The organism is Salicibibacter halophilus (assembly GCF_006740705.1).
Lineage (GTDB): Bacteria > Bacillota > Bacilli > Bacillales > Marinococcaceae > Salicibibacter > Salicibibacter halophilus.
Window position 1 is genome coordinate 3,290,093 of sequence record NZ_CP035485.1, and the last position, 15,080, is coordinate 3,305,172.

Here is a 15,080-nt window from a genome sequence, read left to right on the forward strand (position 1 = left end):
TAAAAAAAATCCAAAAAATTGAGGCCTAGTCGGAGTTATAGAAAAGTCCATTCGCTTATCGATGTAGATGAGGAGGATTAGGGTTTGCCTATATTTATGCAGAGTCTCTTCGGGTGATGATCGTTTGGAGTAGAAATAAGAGGGGAAGGTAGACGAAGAACGTATAAAATCCCACGTCGAATGTAAAGGATGAGATACTCTCGATCTCAAAGTGAGTGGTAAAAAAGAAGGCGCTGCCGAAAATCAGGAGCGACAGACCTCGGACTGCATGGGATTGATAAATATGGATGGTCTGTTTGGCGACACGGCTCGCCGCCCACAATTGGAAGGCTAAATTCGGCAATAGCGTAAGGATCCATAGGGAGATCCCGAAGTATTCTATTCTCCACAGGGATAGCATCGGCCATAGAATCGTGGCCAGATGATGTTCATGAAAATAGAGGACGGGGAGGATGAAACTAACCAGATAGATGATCGTACTAAACGTTACCCCCAACTGTGCCCATTTATGGGATTGCTGAGCTTCTCTGATAAAGGGGAAAGCCATCAACAAGATCTCTATTCCTAAAAACGGGTACGTCATATCCTGCGTAGCGGCCCATAGATCCCCAAGGGAATGATTTCCGATCGGAAACAAACTCCCCCATTGTGTTTGGCTGTAAGGCCAGCGGGAAAAAAGCAAAAACGGAGGGGTCACAAGGATCGCCAGTACGCTGATTCCAACGATCGCTCGAAAACCTGCCATGGCCAACAAATAGGTTATGAATAGAAGCAAGAAGAAAAAAACCCCGGGGGCGACTTCAGGATAAATCCAGGTTCGAATAATTTCCACATAGGAAACAAGGTCAACCATTGCGTACAGGGTGAAGTAAAAGATCCAATAGATGCTTAGACAGGTTCCCAGCACCTTCCCAAACACCTGTTTTTGGACATCAACAATGGTATGATGCTGGTTGAGCATTTTGTACATAAGCCCGATCATGACATGAACCATCAACGCTGAGAGGATAATCGCCATCCAGCCGTCATGACCGGCAGTAGAAACCAGGGTGCGTTGAAAGGAAAAAATAGACAAAGCGATAGTAATAATCGCCACGATAAAAAAAGCAAAAAATGGGGAAACTTGTCTCGTGATCAATTGAGATGGCATTGCTAACTCCTTATTGTTCTTTGTTAGTTTAAAAGTCAAAGTGATCTTTTAGTCTCCTCTGATCCTTGATCAACACTGGAATATAAATGGGCATGTGCAAGGTAACCCAACATTATTGCTCTATTCGTTTGGATCCTCCTGATAAACACCTTCGTCATCATTGGTCTCACTTGATAACGCGATGGTATGTTCTATCGCAGGTGTGGCAAAGAACGTTCCGCCAAAAACGTCTTTGACATTGTGAACCACGACAAATGCTTCCGGATCCATCTCCATAATCAATCTTTTTAAATATAAAATTCTCTGTGAACGCAGGACCACATACACCACTTTTCTATCTTCTTCTGTGTATACACCATAACCTTTAAACACCGTAGCACTTGAACCCATCTCTTCGGTTATTTTCTTTTGGATCTCTAAGCTTTTCAGGGAAACAATATTGACGGCTTTCTTTGCATCAAAACCACTCAAGACATAATCGCTTGCTACCTTTCCTATGAATAAGGCGATCACGGTGTACATCGTATATAATGGTCCAATCACAAACACGCCAGCCAAAACAATTAATCCATCCAAAATGAAGGTCATAAGGACCACATCCCAGCCAAATCGCTGGTTGAAAATTAATGCAATAATGGAGGTGCCCCCAATAGAACTGCCCGCTTGAATAATTAAACCGAAACCGATCCCTATAAAAAGACCTGCAAAAATCGCGGCAACAATAGGGTCGCCAATAGGCTGGCCTAAATTTTCAGTGAGATATATAAACAATGATAGGAGCGGGACGTTGGTAAGCGTTTTATACACCATGTGACGTGGGAGGTATTTGACGCTCACCCCAATTAATGCCACAAAGATCAAGAATGTCACGATCCCCGGTGAGATGCCAAATGCATAGTACAAGATCAATGATAAACCGACGATGCCTCCATCTGCGATCTGATTAGGCATGGCGAGCAATGTCGTTGCTAAAGCAATACTTAAAGTTCCTATGACAATTAAGGCGATGTGTTTCATGAATTTGCACCTTTAATCCTTACTTGTTTCTTGTTGATGATAATCCGCATGCAACATTTTATACAGACACACACACATCAATAGCATAATGATAGACATCGGGAGGGAGGTAGCCACCAAGGCAGATTCAAACCCTTGTATCCCCCCCGTAAAGGTCAATATGGCAGCAACGCCGGAAATCACGATACCCCATATGATTTTAATTCGGTTAGATGGGTTTTCAATGCCATACTCATTCATCATCCCGATCACAAACATCGCGGAATCTGCTGCGGTGATAAAGAAGATGAAAATTAACACCATAGCTAAAACGCTCATCACACTGCTAAAGGGAAAATAGCTGAGAAACTCAAAAAGCGCGACAGTCTCATCGGCTGCTACAACTTCAGCTAAGGCTACATGGCCTTGATTATGGATGAGATCAAGCGCAGATCCCCCTAAAACAGCGAACCAAAAGAAGCATACAAGGACAGGAATGAATAACGCGCCCATCATAAATTCCCGTAAGGTTCTCCCCTTAGACACACGCGCGACAAAAACGCCAACGAAGGGAGCCCAAGCAATCCACCAACCAAAATAAAAGAGGGTCCAGGAGGAAATCCATCCCCCATCGCCGTAGGGATCCATGCGAAAAGACATGCCTAATAAATTGTTCGTATAGTCGCTAATGCCTTGGAAAAAGATTTGAAAAATGTTGGATGTGGAAGCGAAGACCAATAAAAATACCACAAGAATCAGCGCCAAGATAAAGTTTGTATTAGCGAGGTATTTAAGCCCACGTTTAAGTCCTGTCGCGGCAGATAATAAGTAAATCACCGTAATCACTGCAATCATGATGAGTTGTATGCTAAATGTATTTGGAAGCCCCCATTCGTACGCCATGCCACTATTGATTTGCAGGACCCCGAACCCTAAAGACGATGAAATCCCCACAACAACAGCTAAAACAACAAAGATGTCTATAATTTTTCCCACGGGTCCGTAAATGCCATCCCCGATGAGGGGATAAAAGACAGCACTCAGTGTTGCCGGGAGTTTTTTCCGGTATTTGCAATAAGCTAAAGCTGCTCCGACTACAGCATAGCAAGCCCAAGCGGAGATCCCCCAATGTAAATAAACAAATTGCATGGCCGTTGTGGCTGCACTTTCTGTGTAGCCTTCTCCGTATGGAGGATCCACATAATATAGCACCGGCTCTGCCACCCCGAAAAACACTAAAGCTATCCCGATAGCTGCACTAAAGAGCATAGCAATCCAAGTTATTTTTCGAAATTCAGGTTCATCCGAATCATCGCCTAATTTTATTTTCCCAAATTTGGAGAATGCAACGTAAACACAAAACACGATAAAAACAAAAACAGCCGTTAATAGCACCCAACCAAATGCGTTATAAATAACTTCTAATGCGAACTCAAAGTAAGCGTCAAATAGAATACACATAGGAATCAAAAGTCATCCGTGCCATAATCGCCTTAGAAATGATTGCGGGAGGTTATGTGATGACGCTGAAAGACAAGAGAATCGAGTGGAAAGCTCGGTATGATGCCTGGAAAGAAAGCGGACAACGTGTGGCCGAATGGTGTCGTGAGCAGGACATCAACGTCAATCAAATGTATTATTGGGTCCAGCGATTCAAGGATGACAAGATATCATCGGAACCGGATTCAACCCAATGGCTGACGGTCCAAGTCGACGATGATGATCCTATACCTTCCGGAGGATCGGAACCTATCTTTATTCACTACGGTGCCATCTCCGTCGAAGTAAGGCCGGGCGCCCATGTTGGGTTATTATCCGATATCATTCATGTGTTGCGAAGCCAATGTTGAATGTATCATTCGAGCGCGTGTACCTGGCTCGGGGAAACACGGATCTTCGCAAATCGATCGACGGTCTGGCCGTTATTGTCCAACAATGCTTTGATCTCGATCCTTTTTCCCCTTGTCTGTTCGTGTTTTGTAATCGGAAACGTGACAAGTTGAAAATCCTGCAGTGGGAGCACAACGGCTTTTGGCTCCATTACCGCAGGTTGGAAAATGGCACATTCCATTGGCCATCGGAAACAGAAACGGCACCCATGACCATCAGTCCGCGCCAACTTCGGTGGCTGCTGGATGGTTTGCCCATCGAGCAGAGGCAGGCCCATCGGGAGGTCAAAGCGCGTACCATTCTATAGAACATTGAAATTTAGAAATACGGGCATTCGACTGGGCAAGTTGGATGCTTTTCCGTATACTTATGGTATGGCACATACAGCGCAATCATCAAACCCATCAATTGCATATTATCGAGCGCAAAATGAAAAGCTTGAGCTGGAAAAAGAGGCGTTGGAGGCTAAAGTCCAATGGTACGAAGAACAATTTCGCCTAAGCCAACAACGCAGATTCGGATCTTCCAGTGAGAAGACCGATGAAGACCAGCTCTCTCTTTTCAATGAGGTCGAAGGTACATCCACCCCGACGGTTGAAGAATCAACGGTCGAAACGGTTACATATAAACGCAAGAAACAGCGTGGCCAACGCGAACAAAAGCTCGAAAACCTGCCGACGGAAACGATGGACTATCATTTATCCGATGAGGAGCAGGTCTGTTCGTGTTGTGGCGGAGCCCTACACGATATGAGTACGGACGTGCGAAAAGAATTAAAGGTCATTCCAGCGCAAGTGAAAGTCGTGGAGCACGTCCGCCATGTCTATGGCTGCCGCCATTGTGAACGCCATGACATCGAAACGCCTATCGTGACAGCGAAGATGCCGGAACCGGCATTTCCGGGAAGCTTAGCCTCTCCATCCGCCGTGGCTCATGCCATGACCCAGAAATATGTGGAAGGCATGCCCTTGTATCGGCAAGAGAAACACCTGGAACGTTTCGGTGTATCTATCCCCCGCCAGACTCTGGCCAATTGGATGATGTCCGGTGCCAACACGTGGCTCGAGCTGATTTACAACGAAATGCATGCCCAACTATTAGAGCTGGATGCCTTACACGCGGATGAGACAACCTTACAAGTGTTATCCGAACCGGAACGATCGGCAACATCGAAGTCCTATATGTGGCTGTTTCGCTCCGGACAAGCCGATGTGCCCATGGTGCTGTACGATTATCAGCAGACCCGGGCGAATAAGCATCCCCGCCGATTCCTGGATGGCTTTCAGGGCTACCTGCATGTCGATGGTTACGCAGGATACAATGGCCTTCCCCATGTCCGTTTGGTCGGCTGTTGGGCGCATGCGCGTCGTAAATTCACGGAAGCGCTGCAGGCATTGCCTGAATCCGCAGCCACGACGTCTGTGAAAGCGAAAGAAGGTTTGGCCTTCTGCAATCAGCTTTTTGACATTGAACGCCATTTAAAGGACGCAAGTCCACAAGAACGCTATGAAAAGCGTTTGGAACGCAGCCAGCCCGTACTGGAGGCTTTTTTGGCATGGCTTCAAGAACAAACGCCACATGTATTACCAAAAAGTGCGCTTGGCAAGGCGATTAAATATTGTCGTAACCAATGGGAGCGTTTAGAGGCATTTTTAGAGGATGGCCGATTGGAGATCGATAACAATCGAGCCGAACGATCCATCAAGCCGTTTGTGATGGGGAGGAAAAATTGGCTGTTTAGCAACACCGCAAAGGGAGCAAAATCCAGTGCGATGATCTATAGTATTGTGGAGACAGCCAAGGAAAACGGATTGAATCCATTCCACTACCTTAGCTATTTGTTTGAGGAACTTCCCAATATGGATACAACAGATCAAGCGCAATTGGCTCAACTTCTGCCATGGTCCAAAACACTCCCGCAAGAATGTTTCGTCCCTAATCAATCTAAATAAAGCATACATGACATCCCCGCCTGTTATTAGGTGGGGATTATTTGACGCTTACCGAACTCAAAAACGTACGCGAGTACATCAGGGAAAAACACACCCACTGCAAGAAAAGCTAGCGTGATCAGCATAGACACAAAAAAGACCGGTTTATTAACTCTTCTTCCCATAACTTCCACTCCTCGTAATGCACATTCATTCCCGGTGACATGAAGCATTGAAATGCGGAAACAATATTTTTAATGTTCCATGGTCGGGCAGTTTTATTCATATGGGACTGCTTTTCCCTGCACATAAATTGATAGCGAGCTGGGAAGCTTTTAAACATCAAGAATATATCGTCTTGCATCGGAGGGAACGATAGTGTCCTATCGGGAAGTTGTGATCGCAAGCGCAGTTCGAACACCCACTGGATCTTTTTTGGGGAGTTTAAAGGACGTATCTGCTCCTGAACTGGGATCCATTACGATCAAAGAAGCGTTAGCACGCGCAGGAATCGAAGAAAAACAAGTGCATGAAGTCATTCTGGGTCATGTGCTACAGGCAGGACTGGGGCAAAACACGGCTCGCCAAGCCGCCATGAAAGCCGGAATACCTGAGACGACCCCATCGATGACCATTAATAAAGTTTGTGGCTCCGGACTTAAAGCTATTCATCTTGCGGCACAATCCATCATGGTGGGGGACCAGGATATTGTGATCGCCGGTGGCATGGAAAACATGAGCCAAGCTCCTTACGTGTTACCAGGAGTGAGGGATGGATACCGTATGGGTCATCAGACGGTGGTAGACAGCATGATCAACGACGGTCTTTGGTGTGCATTCAACGATTATCACATGGGGGTCACGGCTGAAAATGTGTGCCAGTCTTATGAGTTAACGAGAGAGGAATTGGATGAATTTGCAGTCGAAAGCCAACGGAAAGCAGCCGAAGCGATACAAACGGGGCGATTTAATGAGGAGATCGTTCGGGTATCCGTGCCCCAGCGAAAAGGTGATCCTGTTTTATTTGAACAAGATGAAGGGATCAAACCGAATGCGACAAAAGACAAGCTTGCTGGGTTACGCCCTGCGTTTCAAAAAGAAGGTGCAGTTACAGCCGGGAATACATCGGGCATTAACGATGGTGCAGCTGCGCTTGTCATCCTTAGTAAAGAAAAAGCAGATCAACTCGGGATAGAGCTGTTAGCCGCCATCCGTTCAAATGCCAGTGGTGGTGTTGACCCCAAAATCATGGGGATGGGCCCTGTCTCAGCAACAAAGCGAGCACTTGAAAAGATTGAGCTGACAATGGAAGATATCAACCTTGTTGAAGCGAATGAAGCCTTTGCCTCCCAATCGCTGGCCGTCGGTCGGGAACTGAACTTTAACCATGACCTATTAAATGTGAATGGAGGAGCCATCGCACTTGGCCACCCCATTGGCGCTAGCGGGGCTCGCATTCTCGTGACCCTCTTACACGAGCTAAAAAAGCGAAACGAGCGTTATGGTCTCGCTACGCTCTGTATCGGCGGGGGTCAAGGAGTAGCCACAATCGTTGAGCGATAACTGGAAGAGGAGTGAGTCAATTGAACAAAATATTGTCTTCTTTTGAAGAAGCGGTCAAAGATATTTATGACGAAGCAACCATACTTGTCGGAGGTTTTGGACTTGTTGGAATCCCTGAAAATTTAATTATTGCATTGAGGAATTCCGGTGCGAAAAATTTAACCATCATCTCTAATAATTGCGGCGTGGATGATTGGGGGTTGGGGTTACTTTTGCAAAACAAACAGATCAAAAAAATGATCGGTTCCTATGTCGGAGAAAACAAAGAGTTTGAACGCCAAGTGATGGCGAATGAACTCGAATATGAATTGGTACCTCAAGGATCCCTTGCTGAGCGTATCCGTGCAGGTGGTGCCGGTATTCCGGCCTTTTATACGCCTGCAGGCGTGGGAACGCCTATTGCAGAAGGAGGTGAAGTCCGGTCGTTCAACGGAAAAGACTATATGCTTCAAACAGCAATGACTGCGGATTTCGGGCTTGTTCGAGCTGCAAAAGGGGATCATATGGGTAATTTGATTTATAACAAAACAGCCCGTAACTTTAATCCACTCATTGCCGCTGCCGGCAAAGTCACGATTGCAGAAGTCGAGGAACTTGTGGAGCCTGGAGAGTTAGATCCGGATCACATTCACACTCCGGGCATTTATGTGCAGCAAACAATCGAGGGGAAGCAGGAAAAACGGGTGGAACGTCTCACAACAAGATCATCGGCGAAAGGATGATAATATGGGGCAGCAAGACATAAGAGAAAAGATTGCGAAACGGGCAGAAAAAGAATTAAAAGATGGAGATTACGCCAATCTAGGTATTGGGATGCCCACACTTGTAGCTAATTATATCTCTCAACACAAAAGGTTAATGTTGCAATCTGAAAATGGCTTACTTGGCATCGGGCCCTACCCGGCGGAAGATCAGGTGGACCCTGATTTAATTAATGCAGGAAAAGAAACAGTGACCGAAAGTCAAGGAACGTCTTACTTTGACAATGCGGAGTCATTTGGAATGATTCGTGGCGGCCATATAGATGTCGCGGTCTTAGGGGGAATGGAAGTATCCAGCAACGGAGACCTTGCCAATTGGATGATTCCCGGAAAAACAGTGAAAGGGATGGGCGGGGCGATGGATATTGTTCATGGTGCTCAACGAGTGATTATCATCATGAATCATCTGAATAAAAACGGAGACCCAAAAATCGTCAATACGTGCAGCCTGCCCTTAACTGGAGCCGAGGTGGTAACAAAAATCATTACGGATTGTGCCGTCATTGAAGTGACACCCAAAGGCCTCATGCTTACTGAAATAGCGGAAGGATATACGGTCGAAGATATAAAGAAAATGACTGAACCAGATCTAGTCGTTAGCGAGGCTGTAAAACTGGAAGCATATTAAAAGAGCGAATGGACAAAGAAACCAAAAGGAGGAACTTTTATGGCTCAGAGAACGATTATTACAGCTGCTGTAACTGGTGCCGGAGAAACGACAGAGAAAAGCCCTCATGTTCCAGTTACTCCGAAGGAAATTGCAGAGGCTGCCATTGAAGCCGCAAAAGCAGGAGCGGCCATCGCCCATATCCACGTGCGCGACCCGGAAACGGGAAGTCTAAGTCATGATCCAGATCTATTTCGGGAAGTCGTGGAACGGATTCGCGAATCGGAAACCGATGTGGTTATTAATATAACCGCGGGCGGCGGTGGAGATTTCGTGCCGGATCTGAACAACCCAACACAGGGCGGGCCTGGAACTGATATCCAGACACCAAAGGAACGCCATGAACCTGTGGAAAAATTGCTCCCGGAAATTTGCACCCTTGACTGCGGGAGCATCAATTTTAGTGATCAAGTCTATCTTGGTCCTGCCGGTTGGTTGCGCGAACATGCAGCGCTTATCCAGGCAAGCGGCGTAAAACCAGAACTGGAGATTTTCGACACGGGACAAATTCGTTTAGCCAATCAGCTTTATTATGATGGACTGATCGATGGGGATCCGATGTATCAATTTTGTCTGGGTATTCCTTGGGGAGCGGCTGCCGATGCAGAAACAATTACCTATATGCGGGATCGGATTGTCAACGGAGCAAGTTGGTCAGCGTTCGGCATCGGGCGCATGCAATTGCCGATGGTGGCACAAGCTGCCCTTCTCGGTGGAAATATTCGTGTTGGATTGGAAGATAACTTATATCTCGAAAAAGGTGTGCTCGGCACGAACGCCCAATTGGTCGATAAGGCTGTTGGAATTCTTAAGGGAGTAAGCGTAGAGCCCATGACGCCTCAGGAAGCCCGCGAAGCCTTGAACCTTCGTAAGTTCGAAAACTAGGAGGAGGTGCTTTATGACACAAAAAACCATGGCAGTGGTGGGGACAGGGGTTATCGGAAACGGCTGGATCGCCCGTTTTATCGCCAACGGGCACCATGTCCTCGCCTTTGATCCTGCAGAAGGAGCAGAGGAGAAGACACGGGCGTTTTTAAACGACATCTGGCCAACACTTGCCGCATATGGCATTACAGATCATGCCTCCATCGAAAACTTGACATTTACACAAACCCTGGAAGAAGCCGTTCAACACGCGGATTTGATTCAAGAAAATGTCCCTGAAAGGGAAGATGTTAAGCAAAAGGTCCTCACCCAGGTGGATGAAATCGCCCCCGCATCCGCGATTATCGCTTCCAGTACATCGGGGTACATGCCTTCTGTTCTGCAGAAAACGTGTGAACACTGCCCGGAGCGAGTGATTGTGGCGCATCCGTTTAACCCAGTCTACCTTATCCCCCTTGTGGAGCTGGCAGGCGGGGTTCATACAGACCGCCAACTGTTAGAGAAAGCCCGTGAAATGTATGACGGATTAAATATGAAGCCGCTCGTCATGTCCGGGGAAATTGATGGACATATCGGCGATCGTTTAATGGAAGCCGTTTGGCGGGAGAGTCTGCACATTGTTAATGATGGCGTGGCAACAACTGAAGAGGTGGATAAAGCGATCGTTTATGGACCGGGCCTTCGCTGGGCGCTCATGGGACCGTTTATGACACTGCATCTTGCCGGAGGGGATCAGGGGATGGCTCATATGTTGGAGCAATTTGGACCCGCGCTTAAACTTCCCTGGACCCGGCTGGTTGCACCGGAGCTCACCGAAGACTTAAGCCAAAAAGTGATTGAAGGCACAAGTTCCCAAAGTGGTAACAGAAGTGTCCAAGAGATGGAACGCAGGCGTGATCGTTTTTTGATTAAACTGATGCAGTTGCTGGAAGATGAAGGATTCTGGCCATCTGAAAGGTTGATGCCCCGTGACAGCTAAAGAGATTTGGCACGGTGAAGTCCGTGCAGAATGGGTTGATTATAACGGTCACATGAATGATGCAGCTTATGCGCAAGTGTTTAGCATGGCTTTGGATGCTTTTATGGATCAAATCGGCCTCGATGAGACAGGCAGAGCGGAAGAGGTCTATACCATTTTCACGTTGGAAGCGCATTTGAAGTATTTGGCAGAGGCACACGAAGACCAAATGCTTCGGGTGTTTGTAACACTTCTCGACGTGGATGCTAAACGCATGCATCTCTGGTTTGAGATGAAAAATGACCAGAGCGATGCGATCGCCACAAGTGAGCAAATGGCCATGGGGATGGATCTAAATTCAGGTCGTCCTGCCCCATTTCCGGGCAAAGTAGATGAAGCGATTGTTCAACTCCCTTTGCTTGAACAAGAACTATGGCCAACAGCGGCGAATCAGCCAATGGGCATCCGGCGGAAAAAAAGATAGGGTCCAGGCGCGTTGATTATCCAAATTTAATATAATAGCTTACACAAATATAACGCTTCGTGAAGCCCTATTAAAGATGAAAAGGATGTTAAACATAACGTGTTTTGTTATTTGTGGACAAATTTGGCGTTCAGCTACCATTATGATTCCCCAAAACCCGATCCTGAGGATTGATTTGGCTTCTGTGCAACACTTTGAGTCCGCAAATCCTGTTCCTGAGGACTCATCTTATACTAAGCAATGGTTTTTCGAAAGGTATTTCTATCATTAGAAACTTCCGATAGATAACATTTGCACAAGATGCCTTGGATTGATACGTGACCGAACATATAGGCCACCTATGTAAAGGTATTTTAAGGTAAACCAACGCGCCTGGATAGGGTCAAAAATGTGAAGTTATATAGAGAAATACGTATGATGTTTTTCCCAACCTCCAGAGCCTGCTGTAAAGTGAGGTTCTTTTTTCTTTCCTGTCTTTTCTAATGGAAATTTACACAAGCTAAGGGAGCGTAGCAATGCTCATGCCCAATACAGCGAAAGCTTCAGGAAATGACATATTTTAACAAGATAAGCCTTGCCACGCGCATGAGGAAGTCACTTGCTTCTCCGAAAAGTGTATGAATTTTTGTTTTTTCCAATTGATCTTTTCCAAAGACAATGGTAAAATTTTTTCTGCAGATGAAAATGATTATCATTACCAGAAGGGGAGTTTTGATGCGTTTTATTAAGGAGTACATAAACGCTCGTCTTCTTTATTTTCCAGCTATATTTATTTTTATGTTTCTTGCCGTTGGTTGCGGGGAGGACGAAATAGATGATGAAGAGGAGACGCAGGAAAGTGAAGAAAATAACGTCATCGAAGTAGAACATGCTTTAGGGACCGCTGAGATTGAAGGGGATCCTGAACGAGTGGTCACTTTACATCAAGGAGCGACAGACACGGCTGTCGCGCTTGATATTGTTCCGGTCGGCGCTGTGGAGTCCTGGGTGGAACAACCGATGTATGAATACTTACGCGATGATCTTGAAGGTGCCGAGATTGTTGGGGATGAAACACAGCCAAATCTGGAAGAAATTGCAGCTTTAGAACCGGATCTTATTGTGGGCACCCTATCGCGTCATGAGGAAGTTCACGATCAGCTTGAGGCGATTGCTCCAACAGTGATTACCGATCCTATCAATGATTTTCAGCATACCCTTGAGATCATGGGGGAAGCGACGAAGCAACAAGATAAAGCTGATCAAATGCTCCGGGACTGGGAAGATCGTGTTGCAGATTTCCAATCACGGATGGAGGAGGATCTTGGTGACGACTGGCCACTTACGGCTTCGGTATTGAACATCCGTTCGGACCAAGTTCGTATGTTCACAGGTGGATTTCCGGGTGGCATTCTTCAAGAAGTAGGTTTTACGCATACAGAGAGCCAAGAAGAAGCGATTGATGACGAAGAGGATTTCTTGGAATTTACGAATACTGAGGCTATTCCCGAAATGGATGCGGAAGTTTTCTTTATCTTTACGCAAGGGAACCAAGACGAGGACGAACTGGAAGCAGCGATGGCTAACTGGACCGATCATCCATTATGGGATGAACTGGAAGCTGTCCGGAATGATGATGTAAACATGGTGGATGAAGTGGCCTGGAATATGGGCGGAGGATACATTGCTGCCAATCAGATGCTGGATGACTTGTATGATGCCTTTGATTTAGAAGAAGAGGACTAGACCGTTTATGGAATGAGGGAGAGGAGTGACACATTTACTTTCATCTTCAAAGGGGAAGTTTTTTGGGCTGGTCGTGAGCTGTGCGCTCCTTTTCGTCTCTTTTTTTCTAAGTGTACGGTTGGGGCAAATCTCTTTACCCGGTATGACGATGATCGAAGCCATGGTGGGCTTTGATGAAAATTCGGCAGCTCATGTTATCACCTATGAACGATTTTCTCGAGCTTTTACAGCTGCTCTCATAGGAAGTAGTCTTGCTGTTTCCGGTGGGCTTTTACAGGCTTTAACACGAAATCCCCTTGCTTCCCCGGGGATTTTCGGTATCAATGCCGGCGCATTATTTTTTGTTGTGTTTTCGGTTGCAGTACTCTCGATTACTTCTCTCTCCATGCTCATATGGATTGCGTTTTTTGGAGCAGGGTTTGCAGCTGTGATCGTGCTTTTTTTGGGTTTCATTGGCGTAGACGGACTTTCTCCCGTTCGAGTGGTGCTCGCGGGAACGGCTGTTATGGCACTTTTTACTTCGTTTACCCAAGGGATGCTTGTTGTCAATGAGGCGAACTTAGATCAAATGCTGTTATGGATGGCCGGAACGGTCTCTGGGCGAACATTGGATGTGCTCTTGCCTGTGCTGCCGTTCATGATTGGAGCGTTGCTTTGCTCATTTTTATTGGCAAAACCGATCAATATCCTTATGTCCGGGGATGATATCGCCAAGGGGCTGGGGCAGAAAACGTTGTTAGTGAAAGTGGTCCTTGTTTTGGTAGCTGTCTTGTTAGCGGGGGGTTCGGTTGCCATCGGGGGAATGATTGGTTTTATTGGGTTAATCGTGCCTCATATTGCCCGGTCTTTCGTCGGCAATGATCATTACTGGTTACTCCCTTACTGTGTGTGCATAGGTGCCACCTTGCTTATATGTGCAGATTTGGTTGCCAGGTTCGTTATCAGGCCTCAGGAAGTGCCAATTGGTATTATGACAGCATTAATCGGAGCTCCTTTCTTTATTTATATAGCAAGAAAGGGGTTTCGAGGCAGATGAGAAAATATTTTACCGTACGTAAGCGTTTTGCATCGTTTCGAATAGATAAAAAGTCGTTGTTGGTGATCATTGCTTTTTGTGTGATCCTTTTCATGTCGATGTTAATTGGTTTGTCGATAGGGAGCACATGGGTTTCTCCATTTACTGTTCTTCAGTATTTGTTTGGATTTGGAGGTGGGGGAGATGATTTTATTATTGATGTTCTTCGTCTCCCACGTATGGTGCTTGCCCTTCTGGTTGGGGCCGCTTTAGGGGTTGCCGGATTGATTTTGCAGGAGATGGTTCGTAATCCGCTGGCCTCACCGGATATTATCGGTATTACCAGCGGTGCTTCCGTGGCCGCTGTTCTGTTTATTACTTTATTCAGCGGGATCATTTCCATAAGTTTTTTGCCTTTGGCGGCCATGTTCGGGGCCGGGCTAGTCTCGCTCTTAATCTATTTTTTGGCATGGAAAGAAGGGGTGACCCCGATTCGCCTCATTCTGATCGGGATTGGCGTGGCTGCGGCGATGGATGCCCTCACCACGATGATGATCGTGTTTAGCCCCATTGAAACGGCTAATCAGGCGTACACATGGTTGACGGGAAGTGTTTATGGGACCACTTGGGAAGATGTGACTGCGATGGCGCCATGGGTACTTCTTCTCATACCTTTAGCTTTTCTGTGCACACGAGCGATACACGTTCAACAGTTAGGAGATGGGGTTGCCGTAGGTTTGGGAGCAAAGATCCAGTCGCAGCGATTTTTCATGATTTTGATTAGTGTCGGACTTGCAGGCATAGCCGTCGCATTTGCAGGTGGCGTTGGATTTGTGGGGTTGATGGCTCCCCATATTGGCCGGTTCTTCGTTGGACGTTCATTCGCGGCTCTCGTTCCTGTTTCCGCCGTGGTCGGTGGATGGATGGTTGTTGTAGCTGATGTGATTGCCCGTACAGCTTTTCATCCTTTGGATTTGCCTGTGGGAGTACTGATTTCCGGCATTGGCGCGCCGTTCTTTATCTATTTGCTTTATCGGAACCGTCATCTTTAAAAA

Annotated in this window: 14 protein-coding genes and 1 pseudogene; 12 read left to right on the forward strand and 3 right to left on the reverse strand. The window is 46.5% G+C overall.

The window, feature by feature from the left end:
* Positions 1-94: 94 nt before the first annotated feature.
* The 3 genes from EPH95_RS16060 to EPH95_RS16070 form a co-directional block, all read right to left on the reverse strand.
* A complete protein-coding gene (locus tag EPH95_RS16060) occupies positions 95-1,150 on the reverse strand; it encodes a GerAB/ArcD/ProY family transporter (protein ID WP_142091018.1) in 1,056 nt (351 codons plus the stop codon).
* Between the two features lie 120 nt (positions 1,151-1,270).
* The gene (locus tag EPH95_RS16065; RefSeq protein ID WP_142091019.1) at positions 1,271-2,167 is read right to left on the reverse strand and encodes a YitT family protein; all 897 of its coding nucleotides are present in this window, start codon (positions 2,165-2,167) and stop codon (positions 1,271-1,273) included.
* A gap of 12 nt (positions 2,168-2,179) precedes the next feature.
* Entirely contained in the window at positions 2,180-3,607 is a 1,428-nt protein-coding gene (locus EPH95_RS16070) for a BCCT family transporter (protein ID WP_142091020.1), read from the reverse strand.
* A 38-nt stretch (positions 3,608-3,645) separates the two neighbouring features.
* On the opposite strand from EPH95_RS16070, the gene tnpA reads away from it, so the two are divergent.
* The 12 genes and pseudogenes from tnpA (at position 3,646) to EPH95_RS16130 (ending at position 15,077) form a co-directional block, all read left to right on the forward strand.
* Complete coding sequence (gene tnpA, locus EPH95_RS16075) at positions 3,646-3,996, forward strand: IS66 family insertion sequence element accessory protein TnpA (protein ID WP_227003902.1); 351 nt, start codon at positions 3,646-3,648, stop codon at positions 3,994-3,996.
* Complete coding sequence (tnpB, locus tag EPH95_RS16080) at positions 3,990-4,343, forward strand: IS66 family insertion sequence element accessory protein TnpB (RefSeq protein ID WP_142087553.1); 354 nt, start codon at positions 3,990-3,992, stop codon at positions 4,341-4,343. Before tnpA ends, tnpB begins: the two co-directional genes overlap by 7 nt.
* A 62-nt stretch (positions 4,344-4,405) precedes the next feature.
* Positions 4,406-5,988 (forward strand): annotated as a pseudogene (tnpC, locus tag EPH95_RS16085) (IS66 family transposase).
* Between the two features lie 357 nt (positions 5,989-6,345).
* On the forward strand, positions 6,346-7,530 hold the full coding sequence (locus tag EPH95_RS16090; RefSeq protein ID WP_142091021.1) for an acetyl-CoA C-acetyltransferase: 1,185 nt from the start codon (positions 6,346-6,348) through the stop codon (positions 7,528-7,530).
* 20 nt (positions 7,531-7,550) lie between these two features.
* Positions 7,551-8,252, forward strand: a complete 702-nt coding sequence (locus EPH95_RS16095) for a CoA transferase subunit A (protein WP_142091022.1) — start codon at positions 7,551-7,553, stop codon at positions 8,250-8,252.
* Positions 8,253-8,256: 4 nt separating this feature from the next.
* Complete coding sequence (locus EPH95_RS16100; protein WP_142091023.1) at positions 8,257-8,919, forward strand: 3-oxoacid CoA-transferase subunit B; 663 nt, start codon at positions 8,257-8,259, stop codon at positions 8,917-8,919.
* 39 nt (positions 8,920-8,958) lie between these two features.
* Positions 8,959-9,843 (forward strand): beta-keto acid cleavage family enzyme, encoded by an 885-nt coding sequence (locus tag EPH95_RS16105; protein WP_142091024.1) that lies wholly within the window; start codon positions 8,959-8,961, stop codon positions 9,841-9,843.
* Between the two features lie 13 nt (positions 9,844-9,856).
* The gene (locus EPH95_RS16110; RefSeq protein ID WP_142091025.1) at positions 9,857-10,822 is read left to right on the forward strand and encodes a 3-hydroxyacyl-CoA dehydrogenase NAD-binding domain-containing protein; all 966 of its coding nucleotides are present in this window, start codon (positions 9,857-9,859) and stop codon (positions 10,820-10,822) included.
* Entirely contained in the window at positions 10,812-11,285 is a 474-nt protein-coding gene (locus EPH95_RS16115) for a thioesterase family protein (protein WP_142091026.1), read from the forward strand. Before EPH95_RS16110 ends, EPH95_RS16115 begins: the two co-directional genes overlap by 11 nt.
* A 714-nt stretch (positions 11,286-11,999) precedes the next feature.
* Positions 12,000-13,010, forward strand: coding sequence for an ABC transporter substrate-binding protein (locus tag EPH95_RS16120; RefSeq protein WP_142091027.1), 1,011 nt, complete (start codon positions 12,000-12,002; stop codon positions 13,008-13,010).
* A gap of 25 nt (positions 13,011-13,035) precedes the next feature.
* On the forward strand, positions 13,036-14,046 hold the full coding sequence (locus EPH95_RS16125) for a FecCD family ABC transporter permease (RefSeq protein WP_142091028.1): 1,011 nt from the start codon (positions 13,036-13,038) through the stop codon (positions 14,044-14,046).
* Positions 14,043-15,077, forward strand: coding sequence for a FecCD family ABC transporter permease (locus tag EPH95_RS16130; protein ID WP_142091029.1), 1,035 nt, complete (start codon positions 14,043-14,045; stop codon positions 15,075-15,077). The genes EPH95_RS16125 and EPH95_RS16130 overlap by 4 nt, the downstream gene beginning before the upstream one ends.
* Positions 15,078-15,080 lie beyond the last annotated feature (3 nt).

Bases quoted from the DNA above. Each gene is read 5' to 3' on its own strand.
- EPH95_RS16060 (WP_142091018.1), bottom strand. From the start codon at position 1,150: ATGCCATCTCAATTGATCACGAGACAAGTTTCCCCATTTTTTGCTTTT.
- EPH95_RS16065 (WP_142091019.1), bottom strand. From the start codon at position 2,167: ATGAAACACATCGCCTTAATTGTCATAGGAACTTTAAGTATTGCTTTA.
- EPH95_RS16070 (WP_142091020.1), bottom strand. From the start codon at position 3,607: ATGTGTATTCTATTTGACGCTTACTTTGAGTTCGCATTAGAAGTTATT.
- tnpA (WP_227003902.1), top strand. From the start codon at position 3,646: ATGATTGCGGGAGGTTATGTGATGACGCTGAAAGACAAGAGAATCGAG.
- tnpB (WP_142087553.1), top strand. From the start codon at position 3,990: ATGTTGAATGTATCATTCGAGCGCGTGTACCTGGCTCGGGGAAACACG.
- EPH95_RS16100 (WP_142091023.1), top strand. From the start codon at position 8,257: ATGGGGCAGCAAGACATAAGAGAAAAGATTGCGAAACGGGCAGAAAAA.
- EPH95_RS16105 (WP_142091024.1), top strand. From the start codon at position 8,959: ATGGCTCAGAGAACGATTATTACAGCTGCTGTAACTGGTGCCGGAGAA.
- EPH95_RS16110 (WP_142091025.1), top strand. From the start codon at position 9,857: ATGACACAAAAAACCATGGCAGTGGTGGGGACAGGGGTTATCGGAAAC.
- EPH95_RS16120 (WP_142091027.1), top strand. From the start codon at position 12,000: ATGCGTTTTATTAAGGAGTACATAAACGCTCGTCTTCTTTATTTTCCA.
- EPH95_RS16130 (WP_142091029.1), top strand. From the start codon at position 14,043: ATGAGAAAATATTTTACCGTACGTAAGCGTTTTGCATCGTTTCGAATA.